The sequence below is a fragment of the Ignavibacteriota bacterium genome (genome assembly GCA_016218045.1).
Taxonomy (GTDB): domain Bacteria; phylum Bacteroidota; class Ignavibacteria; order SZUA-365; family SZUA-365; genus JACRFB01.
In genome coordinates, this window is the sequence record JACRFB010000019.1 from 1 (window position 1) to 21,648 (window position 21,648).

Below are 21,648 nucleotides of genomic sequence, written 5' to 3' on the forward strand. Positions count from 1 at the left end.
AGACGTTCCCGAGACGTTCTGCAAGACGGAGCAATCCGAGTTTGTTCCCGATGAGTTTCTGTTGCGTGGTCATCGTCACACGGTCCTTTCATGTGGTGGTTGATGATACGCGTCTGTCAGATATTATCCTAACTTGTGCACTTCATTCTCACGACACTTTTCCGTATTTTGTCGGACGAGCTTTTCTTTACTCATCCAACGGAAGAATTATGGTCGAGATCAAATTCGGGACCGACGGCTGGCGCGGGATAATCGGCGAGGATTTCACTTTCGAGAACGTCGAGAAAGTGGCGCTCGCGTTTTCCCGCTTTTATAAACAGCACGGACAGATCGCCAACGGCGTCGTGGTCGGTGGTGATGCGCGTTTCGGATCGCAGGACTTCGCCGAACGAGTGGCGCAGGTTATCGCGGGGCAGGGCATCAAGGTCTGGCTCTGCGACAAGGTGGTTTCGACTCCCATGGTGTCTCTCGCGATACTGAAAAAGAAGGCCGCGGCGGGCGTAATGATAACCGCCAGCCACAATCCCCCGCGGTGGAACGGCTTCAAGATCAAAGGCGATTTCGGTGGTTCGGCCCTGGTGAGCGACATCAAAAAAATAGAGCGTATCCTCGCCAATATCATCGCCGCGGGTTCACCGCCGAAACTTCGCAGTGTCGAGGAACTTCGTAAGAACGGCATGATCGCCTCTATCAATGTGCACACATTGTACCTGCAGGAAATCCGGAAAAAGATCGATCTGAAACTGATCGAAAAATCCGGCATGAAGATCGCCTACGACGTGATGTACGGCGCCGCCTACGGCGTGATGAAGAATCTGCTTCCCAGCGTGGTCTGCCTGCACGACGAACATAATCCCGGCTTCAAGGGCACACCTCCCGAGCCGCTCGCGCAGAATCTGCCGGAACTTATCGAACTCGTCAAACGCGACAAGTACGATATCGGCATCGTGACCGACGGTGATGCCGACCGCCTCGGGGCGGTGGACGAGAACGGCACCTTCATCAGCACGCAGCTCATCATCCCGATCCTGCTCAAGTATCTGCATGTGTATCGCAAACAGAAAGGCAGCGTGGTGAAGACGATCTCGGTGAGCGACATCGTGGGACGCATGACCGAGAAGTACGGCCTCAAACTTTATCAGCGTCCGGTCGGGTTTAAATACGTGACCGAACTGATGATCACCGAGAAGATCCTCATCGGCGGCGAGGAGAGTGGCGGCGTCGGCACTTCCATTCACATCCCGGAACGCGACGGCATCTTCAACTGTCTGCTGCTCTGCGAATATCTCGCCAAGCGCAAGATGACACTGGGCCAGGCCGTGGCGGAGATCTACGAGGAATTCGGCCGCGTGTGGTACGACCGGATCGACTTCCACACGACCGAGGCAAAAAAGAAGGCGATACTGAACGCCTGCGACAGGGGTCTGAAAAAACTCGCCGGACTGCCCGTGCTCTCCACCGAAACGGTGGACGGCTACAAGTTTCGCATCGAAGGCGGCTGGTTGTTGATTCGCGCCTCGGGCACCGAACCGATCCTGCGTTTCTACGCCGAGGCAGATTCAGAAAAGAAGGTCAAGGCCCTGCTCGCCGCAGCGGTGAAGATCGCCTGACGTGCGCGCTGTTGTTGTAGACCCATCGGCCGCACAGCGGCTCGTTATCACCAGTGTACCCGATCCGCAGCCGCGCCGCGACGAGGCGCTGGTCTCGGTCACGGCTGTGTCGCTCAACGCGGGCGAATTACGCCGTTCGCTGATGGCGCCCGCGGGCTGGCGTCCGGGCTGGGATTTTGCAGGCACTGTGTCGGAAGCCGCGGCGGATGGGTCGAGTCCCGCCGCGGGGACACGTGTGGTCGGCTTCCTCGAGGAAGGTGCCTGGGGCGAGATGCTTGCAGCCCCGGGTCGTTCCCTTGCGGTCATTCCCGACACCGTGTCGGATGCCGTGGCCAGCACACTGCCTGTTGCGGGAATGACGGCTCTCTATGCGCTCGAGGAGGCGGGCTCGCTGCTCGGGAAAAAGGTGCTTGTCACCGGCGCCTCGGGCGGTGTCGGACATTTCGCCGTGCGGCTTGCGGCGCTTGCGGGGGCGTCTGTTACCGCAGTCATCCGCAATGCGATCCATACCGACGAGGTGCGGGAGGGCGGAGCACACGAGGTGCTTGTGACCGGGAATCTCGAAGAGGCGCGGGCGTACGGTCCCTTCGATCATATTGTGGACTGCCTCGGCGGAACCGCACTCTCCACTGCGGTAAAACTGCTTGTGCCCGGCGGTGCCGTTGTCACCTACGGAGTGGACTCGGGCGAACCCACTGTACTCGAACCCGCCGCCATGTACGCCGGGCGCTCGGGTGTGCGTATTATCGGACTCATGCTTCTGACACATCTGCGCCGTGTGCCGCCGTCGGAAGGGCTCACACGCCTGCTGCGCCTCGTGGCGGATGGCCGTCTCGCTCCACGTATCTCACGCGAAGCGGCATGGACCGACATCGCCGACGTGGCCGCGGCCTTCCGGCGCCGTGAACTGTCGGGAAAGGCCGTCCTGCACATCACCGGATAGACTTCACATCGGAACCGGATCCGTATTTGTGGCGTGTCTCTTCTGCGCCCGATACGTCCGTGCTGCAACGTCCCGCCGCGGCTTGTGTGCATCTCCCCGGCGCAAGTATCTTGCGGCATGACACGACGGTCCGTCCTGCTGCTCGCGGGCACACTGATGCTGCTGCTCGCCTCCGCCACACATGTGTGCGCCGGACCCGATACCACTCGCGGCGGACGCCTCTGGGGAGAGATCGTGTTTTTCGACAGGCACGCGGACGCTCAAATTCATGCGACCCTTCTCCCCGCTGTACATCTGGAACCCAGAACGGGCGCACACGCCACGACACAAGACGGCCAAGGGATATCCATCCCGTTTGAATTTCCCGCCGCGTCAGACAATGGTATGGCGGTGCCGCACGTGCCTGCGGATCTGCACGGTCCCACCGTCGGACCCGTCAACAGCACGCGACTGTGGCTCGTGGGCGGCACCATCGCCGCGGTAAACGCGGGCATCATGTATTACTACTTCACCACATTTTATTCGCCGCGCGAATCCGACCGCACCAAGTGGCATACGTTCAACGACTGGTACAACGCCGACCTCAACGTCGACAAGCTCGGCCACATGTGGGGCACGCAGGTGTACAGCAACACCGCGTATCACATCTTCCGCTGGACCAACATGAGCGAGACTGCCTCCATGTGGTGGGCCTCGTCGCTGGCGCTGCTGTTGCAATGCGAGATGGAGATGACCGACGCCTACTACAAACTCTGGGGATGGAGCTGGTGGGACGTGGGCGCCAACGCCGTGGGCGCCTTTTGGCCCGCGTTGCAGCGCTCGGTGCCGGAACTGCAGGCCGTGAATCTGAAGATGAGCTACCGTCCTTCGCAACTTATTACCAAGCGCTGGGTCAATTACGTGCTCAAGGATTACGACGGATTCACGTATTGGCTGGCTTTCAGCGTCGAGGATCTGCTCCCGCGGGCGTTCAGGCCCTGGTGGCCCGACTGGTTGGGAATCGCAGTCGGGTACGGCGCGGCACACACCGTGTACGCCAAGGGCGCGTACAACACCGATAAGAACAACAGAGGACTGGGCGACCAGGAGTGGTACATCGCGCTCGACTACGATCTGCGGAAACTTCCCGGCGACACGCCTTTCCTCAAATTTCTCAAGGAACAGTTCAACATGTTCCATCTCCCGAGTCCCGCCGTGCGTATCGCACCAAGCGCCGTGTGGTTCGGCTTGTTCTTCTAAGAAAGGGTATGCGCGTTTTCTGCCATGACCTCACAGGACTTTGTTCGCTTTGCGCTCCAGATCGCCGTCATGCTTGGTGTGGCCCTGTTGTTCGGACAGGTGATGCGCCGCTTCAGGCAGCCGGCGGTGCTGGGTGAAATGATAGGGGGCATTGTACTCGGGCCCACCGTTTTCGGACTGCTGCTTCCCGCGGTGTACGCGTGGTTCTTCTCTTCCTCCGCCAACGTGGCGGCGGTGCGTGATGCCTCAATCAAACTCGGCATGTTGTTCTTCCTCTTCATCGCCGGGCTGGAGACGAATATTTCCGATCTCAGAAAACTGGGCCGCCAGGCCGCATTGATCGGGCTCATCGGCACGCTGCTGCCCATCGCGGTGGGTGTGGCCTTTGTGTATCTTCTGCCCCGCGAATTCTGGGGTCCGACCGTGCAGGATCACTTCCTCGGTTTTGCCTTGTTTGTGGGCATGAATCTGGCGAATTCTGCCAATCCGGTGCTCGCGCGGATACTGATGGATCTGGGTCTCTTGAACGGCGGTATCGGCACCCTGTGTATGACCGCCACCGTTGTCGACGACCTTGTCAACTGGACCCTCTTTGCGGTCATCCTCAGCGACATCAATCCATCGGGCTCGGCGGGTGTGACCAGCATCCCGCTCAGTATCGCGCTTGTTGTGCTCGTGTTTGTGGTGCTACTCGGCGCGGGGCGCTGGTTGGGACCGCGCGGCATGCGCTGGATCAAGGCCCGCGTGGTGTGGCCGAGCGGCTTCATCGCGGCCACTGCCCTTGTCGTCCTGGTCTCGGCAAGCATCACCGAAAGTCTTGGCATACACGCCTTCCTCGGGGCCTTCCTCGCGGGTGTGGCCCTCGGCGGACAGGGCGATGAATATCACGAGGCCCACGAGGTGATCGTACGATTCGCGCTCAGTTTTTTTGCGCCCATTTATTTCATCTCGATGGGCATGACCACGAATTATATCGCACACTTCGACGTGCTGCTGGTGATGTGCATCCTGGCGCTGGCGCTCGGAGCGAAACTTGCCGGCGTACTGCTGGGCGCCACCATGGCGCGTATGCCGCTCGACCGCGAGACCTGGGCCATCGCATTCGGTCTCAACGCGCGCGGTGCGACGGGCATCATACTCGCGGGAGTGGGCCGCGCAGCCGGCGTCATCGACGATCGTATCTTCGTGGCCATGGTGGTCATGGCGCTGAGCACATCACTCGTGGCTGGACCCATGATGAAGTGGCTGCTGGCAGAACGTCATACCCCAATCCGCTGACGTTCGCACACACGCGCGGAGACGGACAAGGAAGATGCAACGCGGATTGCGGACAGTCGAACACGTGACGCTTTTGCGAGGAATATGCAAAATAATGCACGGAGCGCGACGCGCATACTCAATGAAACACGAAACACAGTGTATCAGAACACCGAACACAGAACAAACTGGATTGAACTGACATGACAAGCAGAGGCAATTTCGAAGTGACGCTTGCTCCGTTGGAAGGATATTCGACGGGCGGCGACGGCATACGGCTCGGACGAATGTCGATAGACAAACAGTTTCACGGAGGGCTGGAGGCCGTGAGCAAAGGCGAGATGTTGAGCGCCATATCATCTGTGAAGGGTTCCGCAGGATATGTGGCTATCGAACAGGTGACCGGCACTTTGGAGGGCAGGGCGGGGAGTTTTGTCTTGCAGCACTTCGGCACACTCAACCGCGGCATCGACCGCCTTGTCCTAGAAGTTGTACCCGACTCAGGCACGGGACAATTGAGCGGTCTCTCCGGGAGCATGGCCATCATCATTGACGGTGGCCGGCACTCCTATCAGTTCGACTATGAGCTTCCGGATTCGAAGACCGACCGTCTGGACGTGTAAACCCCGAAATCCGTTCCGACAACCTCACACCTGCGGTTGTTAACCGATACACCAATGGTACTGACCCGATACACCTATGGTGCGACCCGATACACCTATGGTACTGTCCCGATACACCGATGATGCTGTACCAGTACACCGCAGAAAGTGGAACAGTACACCGCAGGTGATGGAACAATACACCGCAGGTGATGGAGCAATACACTTCAGATGATGGAACAGTACACCTCAGCGGTGGAACAATACACCTCAGACGGTGGAACGGTACACCTCAGACGGTGGAACAATACACCTCAGACGGTGGAACAGTACACCTCAGACGGTGGAACAGTACACCGCAGACGGTGGAACAGTACACCTCAGACGGTGGAACACTACACCGCAGGTGATGGAACAGTACACTTGAGGCGTGGGAACACTACACCGCAGGTGACGGAACAGTACACGTGAAGCGTGGGAACACTCCACCGCTGACGGAGGAACGATGCACCGATGATGTTGGGACGACACACCGATGATGTTGGGACGACACACCTTTGATGTGCGATATTATCAAGGAATCCCCAAAAACCTTCACATGTAACGGATGTACCGATGGCCGAGAATAAAACGAAGCCCACCACAGCGAGCATTGACGAGTATATCAACTCACGCGCTAATGAACAGCAGATGGCGGATTGCCGGACTTTGATGGCACTGCTGAAAAAACTTACCCGCAAGCAGCCGGTGATGTGGGGACCCAGCATCGTCGGGTATGGCAGGTATCGCTACACATACGAGTCCGGGCGAACGGGCGAAATGCCGGTGGTTGGTTTTGCCATACGTGGACGCGAACTGGTGTTGTACCTGCTTGCAGAAAGTGACAGCCAAAAGGCACTGCTGGCAGCGCTGGGCCCGCATCGAATGGGGAAATCGTGCCTGTACATCAAACGTCTCACCGAAATCGATATAACCGTGCTCGAGCAGCTTGTGGCCGCGTCGATCGCGGATGTGCAGCAACGCTACGGCGCACGCGGCAAGGCCTGAGTTGCGTGCGCCGCGCCCAAGCACCCACCGCCTTCATTTTCCACACCCGCGGTCGACAAAAAACGAGTACATTTGTTGCAGCCCCTGCTCAACGCCGCTCGCGCAGGACCTGAGACCAAAGTCGAAACTGTCACCACACCAGACGCAGCAAACACACTGATGACACACACACGCACAACTACCATGCTGGTGTGGGTGTGTGTTGTGATGGCCGCAATTATGCTGGGCCTGGCGGCTGTGTCGTCGCTGCGGTGGCGGTATGAGCACGATGCGCCTCTCATGATCTATGCGGGGTACCTGGTGGCGGGAGGGGCGGTACCGTACCGGGACTTCTTCGATATGAACACGCCGGGCACGTACTATGTTATGGCGGCTGTAGGATCCGTATTCGGCTGGGACGAATCCGGCTTCCGATATTTCGACCTGTTCGCCATGGCGGCGCTTGCCGCCTTGACGTATTTGTGGATGCGGCGCTTCGGGATGGAGGCCGCGATGGCGGCGATTGTCGGTTTTCTACTGTGGTATCTGAAGGGAAATACCGTGTTGAGTCTGCAGCGCGAGTATCTGCTGCTGCTTCCCTTTGCCGGCATTTTGGGGCTGGTCTTTGCGGGCAACCGTCTGCCACTTATCCGAGCAGCCGCCGCTGGCGCCTGTGCCGGTGTGGCGATGCTTATCAAACCACACGCGCTGCTGCTCGTCCTGCCGCTTCTGCCCGTGATGTTCGGCACAGGCGCGCACACTGTTGTGTGGCCGCGCCGCGCCGTGGTGTTTGCCGCGGGACTGCTGCTGCCCCTCACAACGATGTGTGTGTATCTCGCCCTCTCAGGCGGACTCGCTCCCTTTGTGGATATGGCCCGCAACTACTGGCCGCTGTACACGGCGATGACGGGCGGTCACAGCCCCATATCGGGCTGGCCGCGGATTATATATCTCGTGGTATCGACAGGAAAAGGTGTGGCCACACCCTACACCGCGCTGGCCATACTCGGCGTATTTGTCCTGAACAAAAATGGAACCTACCGCCGTGAAGTCCGTTGGTTATGCGGTCTGCTCTGCGCCGCCGCATTGTATCCCGCCGTCGCGGGACAGTTCTGGAGCTACCACTGGTTGCCGTATTATTATCTCACTTTGTGTTGTGCCGCGATGTCGTTTACCGTCCTTCCCGCGGTTCGTCGAGTATCGGCGATGGGTGCTCCGCTGGCTGTCTGTGTGCTGTTGCTCTACCTCTCCGGTGCGGCCGTCGACCATCTGCTGCAGGCGCGCGACACGGATCCGCCCAAGGATGGCGTGCCCGACGCCATAGCGCGGTATCTGCGCACGCATCAGCGCGCGGGCGACGTGGTGCAGCCGCTCGACTGGTCCGGCGGCGCCGTACACGGTATGCTGCTGGCGCGCGCGCCGCTAGCGACACGGTTCATGTACGATTTCCACTTTTATCACCACATCGATTCACCCTACATTCTCCGCTTGCGCCGCGAATTTCTTCGCGAAATGTCAGCCGTGCGCCCTCGCTTTATCGTTCAAATTCTGGAGCACAAACCGTGGCCCGCGGGACCCGGCACAACGCGCGACTTTCCGGAATTACATCGGATTGTGATCAGTCACTACACCCCTGTTATCGATGATCTGCGCTTTCGTATCCTGGAGAGGATCGATGGCGTAGATTGCAACTCCGAACAATAGCTCGATGATGTGTGAATCAGATCACCTGCCTGGTATGCTTCGAGCAGAAGACGGGCGTGCCTTCTAACGTGCTCTTCCTTGGAGGCGTCTGTCCGTTGAATTTGCCCACATATCCGTGTACCTTCGTGGGTCGATGTTTACACTTTGTTTGTTCGACCGTGGACTGAACGGCAGGACGATGCCCATCATTTCGCACGGAAAGAAGCGAAGCTCTCGTGTTCAAGTGTACGCAGACTCAACGCTGCGTAGGAGGTGGTAGAATGACCACGGTTTTGATGGCCCTGTTTCAGAACGCAGCCCTGCTGCTGGCCATGATGCTGGTGTTTGACCTTATAACGGCCCGCGCTCCCATACGTGCACGGCTGCTCCGACAAGTACTGGCAGGAATAATACTTGGTGGTATCTGCATTGGTCTCATGATGGAATCGATGCAGCTCGAGGAAGGCATCATCTTTGACACGCGTTCCGTTCTGCTCTCGCTTACTGGATTGTTCCTTGGTCCGATTCCCGCCGTTTTCGCAATGTGTATCGCGGGGGTGTATCGTTTAGCGCTCGGAGGTCCGGGCGCCGTGATGGGCATCCTTGTGATTCTTGCTACCGGCACGGTGGGTATTCTTTGGCGCAGGTACACGCCCAACCGGGAGAAGGAAATCCCTGTGCCTGAATTGTATGGCTTTGGCCTCGTGGTGCACATTGTCATGCTCGGGCTTATGCTGACACTTCCAATCGGTACGGTGCAAAACGCTTATACCAAGATTGGAGCGCCGGTTCTGCTCGTATATCCGCTTGCGACAGTCCTGCTCGGCAGACTCCTCTCAGCGCGTTTGCAACGTGAGGCGGCGGCTGATGCATTGGTGGCCAGTGAGGCCAGATATCGTGGCATTTTCGAGGCGGCAAATGTCGGGAAATCCATCACCCTGCCAACCGGCGAGGTTGAGGTGAACCGCGCATTCTGTGAGATGTTGGGATATGGACGTGAAGAGTTGCGCGGCAAGACTTGGCAGGAATTGACACCGCCTGAAGATGTCGGACCGACGCAGGCCCTGCTCGGTCCATTGCTGAACGGTGAGCAGGACGCAATACGATTTGAGAAACGATACGTGCGGAAGGACGGGTCGCTGCTCTTCGCCGATGTCAGCGCTGCGTTGCAGCGCGATCCTTATGGGCATCCGACACATTTTATTGTGACGGTTGTGGACATCTCCGAAAGAAAAACAGCGGAGCGCCAACTCCGTGATTCGGAAGAACGCTTTGCAAAGGCGTTTCATGTAGGCCCTGCCGGTATGACTATTACGCGTATAGTCGATGGAAAATTTCTCGATGTGAACGAGGCCTTCCTAAACATGTTCGGTTTTACTCGGGAAGAAGTGATAGGGCATTCATCGACGGAACTCGGGATGTGGACCTTGGAGGAGCGGGCCGCAATCATCCGGCGACAACTCGCCGCAGGAGGGCTCTCATCCAGTGAATTGACTGCAACCGTGAAATCCGGGCGGCGTATCACCGTCCTGTTTTCGTCGGCACCCCTCACACTGAATGGGGAAGCGCATCACATCACTACGATGATCGACATCACCGATCAGAAGCGCAGCGAGTCGGAAGTACGTGCGAGTGATGAAAAATTCTCAGCGGCGTTTCATGGAAATCCTACCCCGTTTACAATTGCTACGCTGGATGGAATTTTTGTGGATGTGAATCCGGCATTTGAACGGTTGACCGGCTTCACACGCGACCACATCATTGGGAAAAATGCCTACGAATTGGGCTTGGTCACTCTCGATACCCGTGATCACATGGTTCGAATTCTTCAAAGCCCGGGCGGCTCACTTCGCGATTTCGAGTTGGAGTTTCTTGCGGCTGATGGAACATTGCGTTCCATTCTCTTTTCCAGCGAAACGATCCAGCTTCAAGGTATTCCCCACCGCTTGAGCAGCAGCCAGGACATCACCGAACGAAAGAGGGCGGAGGATGCGTTGCATCTGTACGCGGAGAGGCTCGCAAATCTTCATCGGATAGACCAGACGATCGTGCGCGGTGTCGACGCACCGGATACAATCACGCAAGACGCCATTCTGCAACTGAGAGAATTGCTGCACTGCACCCAGGTGGGAGTGGGATTTTTCGATTTCGAAAGTTTGGACGTGCGGATTTTCGTCACGAACAATGACGAGGACGTGGTCTTGCGAAAGGTCCTTGCGCTGCCTGGGGAGCTGCACGTGGCACTGGCTGCGCTCGATGGGCATGATGGGATTCAGCTCGAGAATGAACTGCCACAGAGCGCCGTATCTTCGCTGGTTCGAATGGTACTTACCATTCAGGCTCGTGCCACTGTGCTTGCACCCATCGTGTCGCCACACCGTGTGATTGGTGTGCTATGTCTCGGATGGGTTGCCGAGCGGAACATCACCGCTGCGGAACAGGATATTGCCGTCGAAGTTGCGAATCAAATCTCCATAACAATCGAACAGGCACGGTTGTTACAACAATCGAAGCGGCATGCGGAGGAGTTGGAGGAGCGGGTTCGGCTGCGTACTCTGCAGCTCGAGGCGGCCAACAACGAGATGGAGGCATTTTCGTATTCCGTGTCGCACGATCTACGGGCACCGCTGCGCCACATCAGCGGGTATGTGGAATTGGTGCACGAGCAATTCCCCGACGGCATGCCGCAGAAGGCAAAACACTATCTGGATGTGGTCTCCGACGCAGCGCATCGTATGGCAATGCTAATCGATGATCTGCTGCAGTTCTCCCGAACCGGGAGACGGGAGTTGCGCCACGGGTCGGTAGATATGAATGGACTGCTTCACGAGTCGATACAAGAACTGAGTCCTGTGACTGAGAGCCGACACGTCGCGTGGAGCATCGCGGACTTGCCACGTGTGTCGGGCGACTCATCGTTACTCAAACAGGTGTGGGTGAATCTGTTGGACAATGCTTTGAAGTATACGCGACCCAGGCACGTGACCGAAATTGAGGTCGGTTTCATGCGCGAGTCCCATGAAGTACTTTTCTTTGTTCGCGATAACGGTGTCGGATTCGACATGCAATACGCGAACAAACTTTTTAGTGTTTTTCAGCGGCTGCATTCCTTGGAAGAGTTCGAAGGAACGGGAATTGGGCTGGCAAATGTTCAACGTATCGTTCACAAACATGGGGGCCGCGTCTGGGCCGAGAGTGAGCCGGACAAAGGTGCGGTGTTTTATTTCTCAATACCGGAGAGGGCGCAATTGTAAATGGATGAACATAAATTTCTCGTGCACCCAGTTCGCCCACAAATGAATATCTCTCTCGATTTATCTCCAACCTCCGTCATCCATTACTGAAAATGTAGCTTGAGGTTCTCGTGCCCTCCATCTGGTCCAAATCGGGTAATACCTGGCATACGCTTCAATCAAGTGGTTTTCCTATTGAAGCCGAACTCCATGGTTTGATCGAGGAGAATCCCAGAATGCTTCCACTCATTGGTCAACCAGAAGTGGCTGTAATTGGGAGCGAGGTGCCTCTGCAGAACGGTTCCATGGACCTTCTTCTCATCGAAAGCAGTGGAAGACTCGTTGTTGTGGAGGTGAAATTGGCGCGGAACAATGAAGCTCGCCGGGCCGTTGTAGCGCAGGCCCTTTCTTACGCGGCATTTTTGCGGGGTATGACGAGGGAGACGCTTGGTGAGGTGTTAGCGAGCAGCTATTTGTGGAAAAAAGGTTTCGATTCGTTGGAGGCATATCTCGAAGCCGTGTTTCAACCTGGTATTGCATCGTCGTATGAATTCAATCAGACGATGGAGCGTTCATTGTCGGAAGGGGAGTTTCGCATCGTCTTTGTCCTAGATGAGGTGCCGCAGGATTTACTCCGTCTTCTAGCGTATCTCGAAGAAAAAACACACGGACTGACACTCGATATTATTACAATTTCTTCGTTTCTGGTCGGTCAATCGCTATTACTGCTGCCCCAACGTATTGCTCCCGATATCAGGGCAATTGCACAATCGCTCATTCTTCCATCCGACGGGAAGAAACAGGGCACTGGGCTGTTCGAGCAGGCAGTAAAGGACGGACCACAGACCTACCGCGCTGAATATAACTCCATGATCGCTTGGGCACAGCAGCTAGGCAACGAAAACAATGCGCGCATATTTTCGTGGTCTGGAAAACAATACGTCACTATTCTTCCGTATCTACCGTCCGAAAATGCAGGACTCGTATCCCTGTATTATACACCAGAGAAACCACCTTCAATACAGTTGTGGCGCAGCGTCTTTGAGAAGGCGGCGCCAAACAGTATCGAGCCGATAGAAGTCTTGATCGGGAAAAGTATCGGACAAGGCAGCAGCACAACCAATCTTTCCGAAGAGTTGTATGCGCTGCTTCACGCCGCATATGTTGAAGCAAGATCAGAATGACTTTGTTATAACGCGGATCGTGGTTAGCCGAGGCATACATCTCAAGCCGGTGCACGGCCCTGGAATTGCTGTGAATCTTGCCCGTAACAGATGTCTTTCTGTCTAATTACATCAAATCAATCAGGAAGTATCATACTATGCCTCGATCCTCAATGACGCTTCACTCGATTGTACTCGCGCTTCTCACGTTGTGTACTGTGTGTTTCGGACAGCACCTCGCGGCGCAACCGCGAGTACCCGAGGGTAACAAGTGGACACCCATTGGCCGCACGGTTGCAGCACTTGGGAAGAATATCGGCAGCATGATGCAGGACAGCAGGAACAACTACTGGTTTGCAAGCAACGGCGAAGGTGTGTTTTACTACGACGGCACGCGACTGGTGCAGATTACAGATAGGGACGGCCTGTGCAGCAACTTTGTGCGCCTCGTCAAGGAAGATGTGCACGGGAAAATATGGTTCACAACCAGTGACGGTGTGTGTTGTTACGACGGACAGTCCATCATCGATTACACCGCCCGCATCAATACGGCACCTCCCGGGATATTTCGACCCTCACCAGGCGATCTCTTCTTCGGGCGGCCGGACGGCATGTGTGTGTACAACGGAAAGTCGTTCACCAGTTTCGCCATTCATCCCGTCACCTACTTCCCGTCACCCAACGATATCAACCGCCCGTACAGCGTCTATTCAACCCTTGTTGACCGGGAGGGCAGTGTCTGGTTCGGAACGCAGGAGCGTGGTGTGTGCCGATTTGACGGCGCACGGTACACCTATTTCACCGCGCACGGATTGGACAAGGCGGCCGTCCGTACACTGTTCCAGGACAAGTCCGGGAACATCTGGGCGGGCAACAATGGCGCGGGTTTGTTTCGCTACACGGGGGTGGAGTTTGAGAACGTAACCGATGAACACGGTCTGGCCAATCCCGGCTTTCTCAAGAAACTCGGGGCCAAGGAAGGCACGTTGGCGCGGCCGTGGACGATGGCCGAAGACGAAACAGGAACTCTCTTGATCGGCAGCATCGATGCAGGTCTGTGGAAGTATGATGGCCGCGTGTTCACGAATTTCACCACGAAGGACGGACTGCCCGGCAATTCGATCTGGACAATCAGCAAGGATCGGCAGGGCAGACTGTGGTTTGTTGTAGGCGGTGAAACGATAGGGACTTTCAACGGAAATACATTCGCACGATTCACGATGTAGCGAGCACGCGCTAGTATGCTCACCACGTCTGTCATTTCCGCCCAGGACACTGCCGCATTGGAACAGGTGCGAGCACTGTTCCGCGAATACCAGGCCTCCCTCGATGTTGATCTCTGCTTTCAGGACTTCGAGACCGAAGTGTCTACACTGCCGGGTGTGTACTCGCCGCCGGGTGGTCGACTGTACCTGGGATGTATCGACGATGAGCCGGCCTGTTGTGGCGCCCTGCGCGCGTGGGACAGTGACACGGCCGAGATGAAACGGCTCTACGTGCGCCCCGCTTTCCGCGGGCGCGGCTACGGCCTGCTTCTGACGCGCACCATCATCCACGATGCCGTGTCGTTGGGCTATCGCTCCCTCGTGCTCGACACACTCCCGTCCATGCACACAGCGCAGGCAATGTACGAGGCGCTGGGCTTCCGCGATATCCCGCCGTACAGGACGAATCCCGTGCCCGGCGCGCGGTATATGGCCTTGGATCTGAAGTCCGTCAGTATCGGACGCGTGGACTCACTATAAAGACAGAATCAGGTGATCGCCGCATAACTACAATCTGAAGGAGGTACGTCCATGTCCGGGCATAGGATATTTTCGATGAAATTTTCTGGTGTGTATCCACACTATGTGCAAAAGGCGGAACGCAAGAATCGCACGCAGGAGGAGGTAGATAACATTATCTGCTGGCTGACCGGATACAGCCAGGCCGAGCTGCTGAAGGAACTGGAGAAGGGAAGCGACATAGAGACGTTCTTCACGAATGCCCCGGCATTTAATCCTCTCAGTGCAAAAATCACCGGTGTCGTGTGCGGCATCCGCGTGGAAGATATCGAAGATCCGTTGATGCAGAAAATCCGCTACCTCGACAAACTGATCGATGAACTCGCCAAGGGGAAAACGATGGAGAAAATACTGCGGCAATGATCCGGATGGTGTTATAAAATCTGTCGTGCGCCGGTATCGTATCCGGCTACCGTGGTATAATCGCGAGGGATGACACCTGCACGATCCCTTGATGTTCAAGGCGGAGTGTGTACACACCACGCGCCATCGTGGGTAAGGTGATACGTTGGCCGCCGGTAGTTCGTGATGCGAAGACAGACTGTCCGAGGAGATTGCTGAGCGATACGTGCACCTCTCCGGTGCACTTGACGATAAAATATTCCTGCGCCGGATTCGGATAGACGTCGAATGCCATCGTCGCTGGAGCGCTCTCAACGGTAGTGGGCAGTTGCTGCCGTTTGTAGAAATCCCATAAGAAATTCGCTGCGACGAGCCAGTGATTCACACCGTTGGGGTATTCGTGTTCCAGGCCTCTGATGAGGGAGAATCGGAACTCCGTTACCGGTAGCGCGGACGATGGTGTGGTGTATGTGTAGGTGAGCACATTCCCGATGGAGTCCTTCCTATACTGATTCGCAAGGCCCAGCGCGCCCAGATACCGTTGGATGTGAGGTGCGAGATAGTGTGTCACCGTGCTGTCGTTGAAGGGGAACCGCTGGAGTGGGATCCCCGCATTCTGGTAGGAGAGCAGCCACAACGGATCGTCGGTACCGAGAATGAACCAGGCGGGCAGATTTCGTCGAGCCTGCGCCGAGTCCTGCTCGCTGAGCAGACCGCTGCCGCACGAAGCCGCAGCGAAAATGTCACTCATTTCCACCATCAGTTTCGAGGCCATGGCGCCGCCATTCGAGAAGCCACTCACATACATTTTACGCAAGTTTATCGGAAGAAGAGCAGCGATAGTGTCAATCATCCTTCGGAGGAAGGTAATATCGTCTTTCATGGGACGGGCGCCGGGACACAGCTTTTGCAAGGCGTCACCATTTTTCCATTTGGTGGTGAGATGCATCATGCCGCTACCGTCGTCGGTGTAAAAGCAGTATTGCAATGCACTGGGAAATACTGTAACAAAATTCTCCTGCTCGCCCTTTTCCTTCCAGCCGGAAATGTTGTAAAATTTCTCGCCGTCGCCCGAGGTTCCATGCAACATTACCACCAATGGGTAACCACCCGCGGGTGCTGTTCCACTGGGACGAGCTATGATGAACTGTCGTTGCACGGAATCGACCTCCAGTGTCATATCGATGCGTGTCTGCGCGGTGGTGTCTATGAACAGACCCGCATGACAAAGGAGAAGTATGTATACTGGGAGGGATGCTGCTTTCATGGTGACTCCGGTAATCTATCGTGAGAGAGACCTGTGGCGCTCGCCTGCTCTCACGGGATGGGGAGCGATGGACACTATAGCGTGCGAGTGTTGTGGACAGATTGCTGCAGAGCACGCACCAATCAAACGGAGTCTCACACGGCTCACGCGTCGTAAGAGCGATTTGGGGATACAGTTGAAAGTTAGTTGAATTACCTTTAATGTCAAGGCGCAGTCCGTGTTGCCTGGATCGGGCGAACCGACGTCTGTGAAGTCGCAACACCCCAAATTGCCTGTCTGTCCCACTGCGTTGAAAGGACCGATGCGTGGCAGCGGAATTGACAATGCCACAATAGCGCCGTATGTTCCTGCAGCAACCATCCGCACCACGTATTCACCAAGGCGCTTCCATTACAGCGGCATGCAGCCGAACGGCACGCCGCGCCATACCGGCATGGGGATCCCATGCAGGTCCGGCGGTGGCAGTGCCGCGGCGGAGCGGATACAACGTATTCTCACCAATGTCAGTAAAAGGAGACACCATGTATATACTCCGCATTGAGCACGATGTTCCGAGCTACGACGGATGGAAACAGGCCTTCGATAACGATCCCGTCGGTCGGGCCAAATCGGGCGTGCGCAGGTATCAGATTTTACGTCCGGTTGATGATCCCAACCATGTGATGGTCGATCTTGTGTTCGACACCGCCGCTCAGGCCGAGGATCTGCTCGGCCGGCTGCGCATCGTGTGGGGCCAGTTGGAGGGAGTTGTCATGACAAAGCCGCAGGCACGAATCGTAGAGACCGTGGACAGCATGGCGTATTAATCGTACCGACGGTATTCGTGTTGGAGAGTGTCGTTGTTCCTGTCACCGCGTCACGACATTCGCGTCATCTCCACGAGGCGTTTCACCCGCCACCGGAAGTGTGCTTGCACAACCGGCGGCGGGTGAGTAGGTTCAATTATGCCGGTGTATCCCGGGTGTATCAGGCGGGTGAGATGCTGGCATGCGCTCACGCGCACCCGTTGATGCTCGCACTGAACGGTCATACAACCGCAAAAACCGATAGATTCACTGCCGCAGAAGAGTTCGTCGATGACACGAGACCCGTTCCGCTATATACCTGATGTCGTTCGGGTGGTATTGCTTGCACTCGTCCTGATGGTCACAGCGCACGCACAGAATGTGTTTTTCCGCGAGGCCTGCGACTCCGCGAACTTCAGCGCCCGCGGGTGGTACGATAACGACAGGATCGTGATCAGCGGCAGCGAACACATCCCTGGCAGCGCTGCTTCGCTCGAATTTCGTTTTCTGAAGGGCGCCACAACACCCACCACGGGCGGCGGTGTACGACGGCTCTTTGCTCCGAGCGATTCGGTGTATGTGAGCTACTGGGTGAAGTACAGCGCGAATTGGGAGGGATCAAATCGACCGTATCATCCGCACGAATTCCATCTCCTGACCAATATCGACAGCCGCTGGATCGGTCCGGCCGCCACACATCTCACGACATACATCGAACAGAACGAGGGCCGTCCGCTGCTCGCGATACAGGATGCGCTGAATATCGACGCTGGACGTATCGGCCAGGATCTCAGCACCATCACCGAACAGCGCGCGGTGGCGGGCTGCAACGGGACGTCGGACCGCTATCCCGCGGGAGACTGTTACCGCGCGGGAGCCGACTACCGCAACGGCAAGGTCTGGCATGCCCCGCGTGTGTGTTTCGGCGACAGCGGCGGCACCTACAACAAAAACGACTGGCACTTCGTCGAGGCGTTTTTTAAGCTCAATACCATCGTGGGCGGGAAAGGTGTGCCGGACGGCGTCGTGCGCTACTGGTTCGACGGCGCCGTGATGATCGACGCGCCCGATGTGATGTTACGCACGGGCGCCTTGCCGGGCATGTCGTTCAACCAGTTCATGATCGCGCCGTATATCGGCGACGGATCGCCGGTGGAACAGACGATGTGGGTGGATGAGATTACCGTGGCGGATACACGTCCACGGTCGACGTATACACACCACACAGATCCGGCGCCGCTGCCGCAGTTCGCACAGAATCACCCGAATCCCTTCTCCGGCTCGACGCGTATCCGATACACCTTGCCCGCCGCCTCGACAGTGACCCTCGTCGTCCACGACCAACTCGGTCGTATCGTGCACACCTTGGTGGATACGCAGCAGCCGGCCGGCGACCATTATTTCGATTTCAACATCCAAACGGATGCCTCTCCATTGGCGAACGGCTTGTACCTGCTCCGCCTCAGCACATCTCACGGCAGAAGTACACGCGTGATGGCCGTGTGCCGTTGAGTCGTGGTGTTATCTCCCGAACAATATCTGCCAGGGCAGCGCGCGCGGGGGATACCGTTTTTTCACGAGACCGATGGCGCCGCAGATCAGCGCGATGGCCAGCACCACGAGAAAGTTTACTGCGGTGAAAAGCAGTCCCGAGTCGATGCTTTCGAGGCCGCGCGCTTCAAGAATGGGCGCGATGACCTGCGCACCGAGCGCCTGATGCAGTATATACACCATCATCGAGTAACGGCCGAAAAAGGAAATTGCGGAAAGCAGAGGATTGCGCGGCATACGGCGTAGAGCGAGTGCCGAGAGAATGACGAGACCGGCTGCGGCAAGTAGATATCCGAGCGAGGGAGGATAAAAGATCTCGGAATAGCCGTCGCGGTTCTCGACGACGCTCCCCGCGGCGATGCTGTCGAGTCCGGGTATGGCAACAAAGAGCAGAATAAAACCCAACACGGTGAGAACGAATCCGCTTATCAGCAGCCTCGTTGTATAGTACTCCGCGTCGGTGCGCAGCAGAAGGCCGAAGAGTCCCGCGCCAAAAAGTACAAATCCCATCCAGGGAAAGATCGGGAACCAGCCGTCGACGAACCAGCTCACGAACAGGCGTCCTGTTTCCGGCCATGAAAATTCCGACCAGTAGATCTGCAGCGGCACCGGATCATACTGACACATTTTCTGCAGCAGCATCGCCATCGCGGCAAACACGGCGAAACCCGCAAACAGCGCGGCGGGTTTCCAGCGTCGCGCGAAGTAGCCGAGTATCATGCCCGGTCCGATGATATATAATACATCGAACGAGGTCCACGGCAGTATCGACCAGAGTCCCGCGTCGAGGAGCATGCCCACGCAGGTGACCAGCAGTCCGCGGCGAAGATAGTATACAAACGGGTGATCGGCCCCGCGCAGCACCACCATGCCCGCGCTCAACGCGATGAAGGTGGGAGCGGCAAAGGAACCGAGTATGCGGTACCACATCGGATGCGGTTCGGTGAAATAGGGCGAGAGATTCGCCGGGATCATGAGCAGTATTGCGAGGCCCCGGAGGATGTCCACCCAATAAAGCCGCGAGGAAGCAGGAGCAAGAGCCATACGGAACCGTGTTGTGAGTCAGAATGAGCGGTCGCGCTGTATCCACCAGCGGTGCCAGAGTTCGAAATTGTACAGCGCCCAGATCTGCGGTGTGTAATTGATGCGTGTGCGCTCGTATTCGTCGAGCAGCCCGCGCACATACTCAAGATCGAAGAGCCCGTGCCTGCTGCCCAGCAGCACGGAGCGCGCGTGCCGGTATATCTCGGGTGTGAGCATGTTTTTCCCGGATCCCGCGAAGCCGATCTTCTTCCTGTCGATGATCTCGTCGGGCAGTATGCCGCGCAGGGCTTTTTTCAGGATGTACTTTGTGACACCGTTGCGCGTTTTTAATGCGGCGGGAATGTGCCGCGAGAACTCCACCATCTTGTGATCGAGGAAGGGCACACGCGCCTCGATGCTCACCGCCATGGTGATTTTGTCGACTCGCATCAGGAGCAGCTCGGCGAGGCGGTTCTTGATTTCCCAGTAGATGATTTCGTCGAGGGGATCGGTGGCGCCATGTTTTCGCGCGATGTCGAAACGCGCGCGCGCAAGTTCGAAGGACGAGGAGAAATGCGGCGATTTTCCGCGCAGCCGCTCTTTCTCGCGATCATAAAACGCGACCGCGTTTCCCCAGAATACGGGATCACCTTCCAGCAGATTCCGCACCACGTTCTGGCGGTAGTCCACACGCCGCGATTTGAAGAAGGGGGCGAGAGCGCCGTACGCGGCGCGGCCGAGGAAACGCGGCGGACGCGGGAGCTGCATAAGTCGCCGCGCGCGCAGGTAGCTCTGATACCCCGCGAACTGTTCATCGCTGCCTTCACCCACCTGAATGACGATGGTGCCGTTCTCGCGCGCGAGTTTGGACACGTGGTAGAGCGGGAAACAGACCGGATCGGCGAGTGGTTCGTCCTGATGATGAATGATGGTCGGCAGCATATCGAGGAAGCCGGTGTTGTCGATCAGCACTTCGTGATGATTCGTCCCGAACTGCTGCGCGATGCGCCGCGCCCACTGGAACTCGTTGGTGTCTTCCTGCCCCTGAATAGCCACGGTGAACGTGTCGACGGGGCGGTTCATGAGCCCGGCCATAAAAGCCACGTTGGCCGACGAATCGATGCCGCCGCTGAGGAACACACCGAAGGGCACATCCGACATCATGCGTTTCTCCACTGCCTGCGTGAAGAGTTCGCGGATGCGGGCGGCGACACGATCCTCGTTCGAATAATCGAAGTCCGGCTCGGGCTCCGTAAAGACGTCCCAATACTGCGTGTCGGTACGCGCGCCCGTACGGTCGATGCGGAGAAAATGACCGGCTTCCAGCTTGTATATGCCCTCGTACAGTGTGAGCGGCGCGGGCGTGTGGATGTAGGTCAGATAGTGATGCAGCGCCTCGTCGTTGACGCGCGCCTCGAAGGCCGGGTGTTCAAGCAGGGCCTTGATTTCGGAGCCGAAAAAGAACTGTCCCGCGCGCTCGGCATAATACACCGGCTTGATGCCGATGCGGTCGCGATAGAGGAGCAGTGTATCCTTTTTTACATCGTACAGCGCGATGCCGAACATGCCCTCGAGCCGCTCCACAAAACGTTCGCCCCATTCCTGGTAGGCGTAGAGCAGCGTTTCCGTGTCGGTTTTCGAGCGGTACACGTAACCGATCATCTCGAGTTCCGCGCGCAGCGTCGCGTGATTGTAGATCTCGCCGTTGAAGACGATCCACAGCGAGCCGTCGGGTGTACACATCGGCTGATGGCCCGCGGGCGAGAGGTCGATGATCGAGAGCCGTCGGAAGGCCAGACCCACGCGTCCGTCATCGGAAACGAAGTGTCCGCCATCATCCGGACCCCGATGCCGGATACTGTCGCTCATGCGCGTGAGAAGCGCCGGCGTGATCTCCGGTTGAGGACGATTATAGGCGAATATTCCAGCGAAGCCGCACATGGAGGCACAAGATACTCAGGCGCGACGGAGCGAGCAATGCAGAGCTACGTCCGGGATGAGAGCGGGACAGCGGGAGCGGAACAACGCCCCTGTGTCTCGCTGAGCGGAGTCGAAGCGCGAGGGGACAGCGGGAGCGGAACAACGCCCCTGTGTCTCGCTGAGCGGAGTCGAAGCGCGAGGGGACAGCGGGAGCGGAACA

General features: G+C 57.2%; 17 protein-coding genes. 14 read left to right on the forward strand and 3 right to left on the reverse strand.

Annotated features, from left to right (window positions below; translation table 11 throughout):
* Window positions 1-209 precede the first annotated feature (209 nt).
* From HY962_06365 to HY962_06420, 12 genes are all read left to right on the forward strand, one after another.
* Entirely contained in the window at window positions 210-1,610 is a 1,401-nt protein-coding gene (locus HY962_06365) for a phosphoglucomutase/phosphomannomutase family protein (protein MBI5646538.1), read from the forward strand.
* Between the two features lies 1 nt (window position 1,611).
* Window positions 1,612-2,553 (forward strand): zinc-binding dehydrogenase, encoded by a 942-nt coding sequence (locus HY962_06370; GenBank protein ID MBI5646539.1) that lies wholly within the window; start codon window positions 1,612-1,614, stop codon window positions 2,551-2,553.
* A gap of 117 nt (window positions 2,554-2,670) precedes the next feature.
* Window positions 2,671-3,792 (forward strand): DUF2279 domain-containing protein, encoded by a 1,122-nt coding sequence (locus HY962_06375; protein MBI5646540.1) that lies wholly within the window; start codon window positions 2,671-2,673, stop codon window positions 3,790-3,792.
* Window positions 3,793-3,816: 24 nt separating this feature from the next.
* Window positions 3,817-5,070, forward strand: coding sequence for a cation:proton antiporter (locus tag HY962_06380; protein MBI5646541.1), 1,254 nt, complete (start codon window positions 3,817-3,819; stop codon window positions 5,068-5,070).
* Window positions 5,071-5,252: 182 nt separating this feature from the next.
* Window positions 5,253-5,672, forward strand: coding sequence for a DUF3224 domain-containing protein (locus HY962_06385; protein ID MBI5646542.1), 420 nt, complete (start codon window positions 5,253-5,255; stop codon window positions 5,670-5,672).
* Between the two features lie 594 nt (window positions 5,673-6,266).
* Complete coding sequence (locus HY962_06390; protein ID MBI5646543.1) at window positions 6,267-6,698, forward strand: DUF1801 domain-containing protein; 432 nt, start codon at window positions 6,267-6,269, stop codon at window positions 6,696-6,698.
* 159 nt (window positions 6,699-6,857) lie between these two features.
* A complete protein-coding gene (locus HY962_06395; protein ID MBI5646544.1) occupies window positions 6,858-8,381 on the forward strand; it encodes a hypothetical protein in 1,524 nt (507 codons plus the stop codon).
* 260 nt (window positions 8,382-8,641) lie between these two features.
* Window positions 8,642-11,614 (forward strand): PAS domain S-box protein, encoded by a 2,973-nt coding sequence (locus tag HY962_06400; protein MBI5646545.1) that lies wholly within the window; start codon window positions 8,642-8,644, stop codon window positions 11,612-11,614.
* A 110-nt stretch (window positions 11,615-11,724) separates the two neighbouring features.
* Window positions 11,725-12,777 (forward strand): hypothetical protein, encoded by a 1,053-nt coding sequence (locus HY962_06405; GenBank protein MBI5646546.1) that lies wholly within the window; start codon window positions 11,725-11,727, stop codon window positions 12,775-12,777.
* A gap of 137 nt (window positions 12,778-12,914) precedes the next feature.
* Complete coding sequence (locus HY962_06410; GenBank protein ID MBI5646547.1) at window positions 12,915-13,982, forward strand: hypothetical protein; 1,068 nt, start codon at window positions 12,915-12,917, stop codon at window positions 13,980-13,982.
* Between the two features lie 15 nt (window positions 13,983-13,997).
* Window positions 13,998-14,501: a GNAT family N-acetyltransferase gene (locus HY962_06415; GenBank protein ID MBI5646548.1), complete on the forward strand. Its 504-nt coding sequence runs from the start codon at window positions 13,998-14,000 to the stop codon at window positions 14,499-14,501.
* Between the two features lie 51 nt (window positions 14,502-14,552).
* The gene (locus HY962_06420) at window positions 14,553-14,903 is read left to right on the forward strand and encodes a DUF2200 domain-containing protein (protein ID MBI5646549.1); all 351 of its coding nucleotides are present in this window, start codon (window positions 14,553-14,555) and stop codon (window positions 14,901-14,903) included.
* Window positions 14,904-14,949: 46 nt separating this feature from the next.
* Here HY962_06420 and HY962_06425 read toward each other — a convergent pair whose 3' ends face one another.
* Window positions 14,950-16,149 carry a T9SS type A sorting domain-containing protein gene (locus HY962_06425; protein MBI5646550.1) on the reverse strand — a complete coding sequence of 400 codons (1,200 nt, stop codon included), beginning with the start codon at window positions 16,147-16,149 and terminating at the stop codon, window positions 14,950-14,952.
* A gap of 521 nt (window positions 16,150-16,670) precedes the next feature.
* Here HY962_06425 and HY962_06430 point away from each other — a divergent pair.
* Window positions 16,671-16,955 (forward strand): hypothetical protein, encoded by a 285-nt coding sequence (locus HY962_06430; GenBank protein ID MBI5646551.1) that lies wholly within the window; start codon window positions 16,671-16,673, stop codon window positions 16,953-16,955.
* A 270-nt stretch (window positions 16,956-17,225) separates the two neighbouring features.
* Window positions 17,226-18,446, forward strand: a complete 1,221-nt coding sequence (locus HY962_06435; GenBank protein ID MBI5646552.1) for a T9SS type A sorting domain-containing protein — start codon at window positions 17,226-17,228, stop codon at window positions 18,444-18,446.
* Between the two features lie 9 nt (window positions 18,447-18,455).
* Here HY962_06435 and HY962_06440 read toward each other — a convergent pair whose 3' ends face one another.
* Together HY962_06440 and asnB are read right to left on the reverse strand one after the other, a co-directional pair.
* A complete protein-coding gene (locus HY962_06440) occupies window positions 18,456-19,493 on the reverse strand; it encodes a DUF1624 domain-containing protein (protein MBI5646553.1) in 1,038 nt (345 codons plus the stop codon).
* A gap of 54 nt (window positions 19,494-19,547) precedes the next feature.
* Window positions 19,548-21,449 (reverse strand): asparagine synthase (glutamine-hydrolyzing), encoded by a 1,902-nt coding sequence (gene asnB / locus HY962_06445; GenBank protein ID MBI5646554.1) that lies wholly within the window; start codon window positions 21,447-21,449, stop codon window positions 19,548-19,550.
* Window positions 21,450-21,648: the final 199 nt, after the last annotated feature.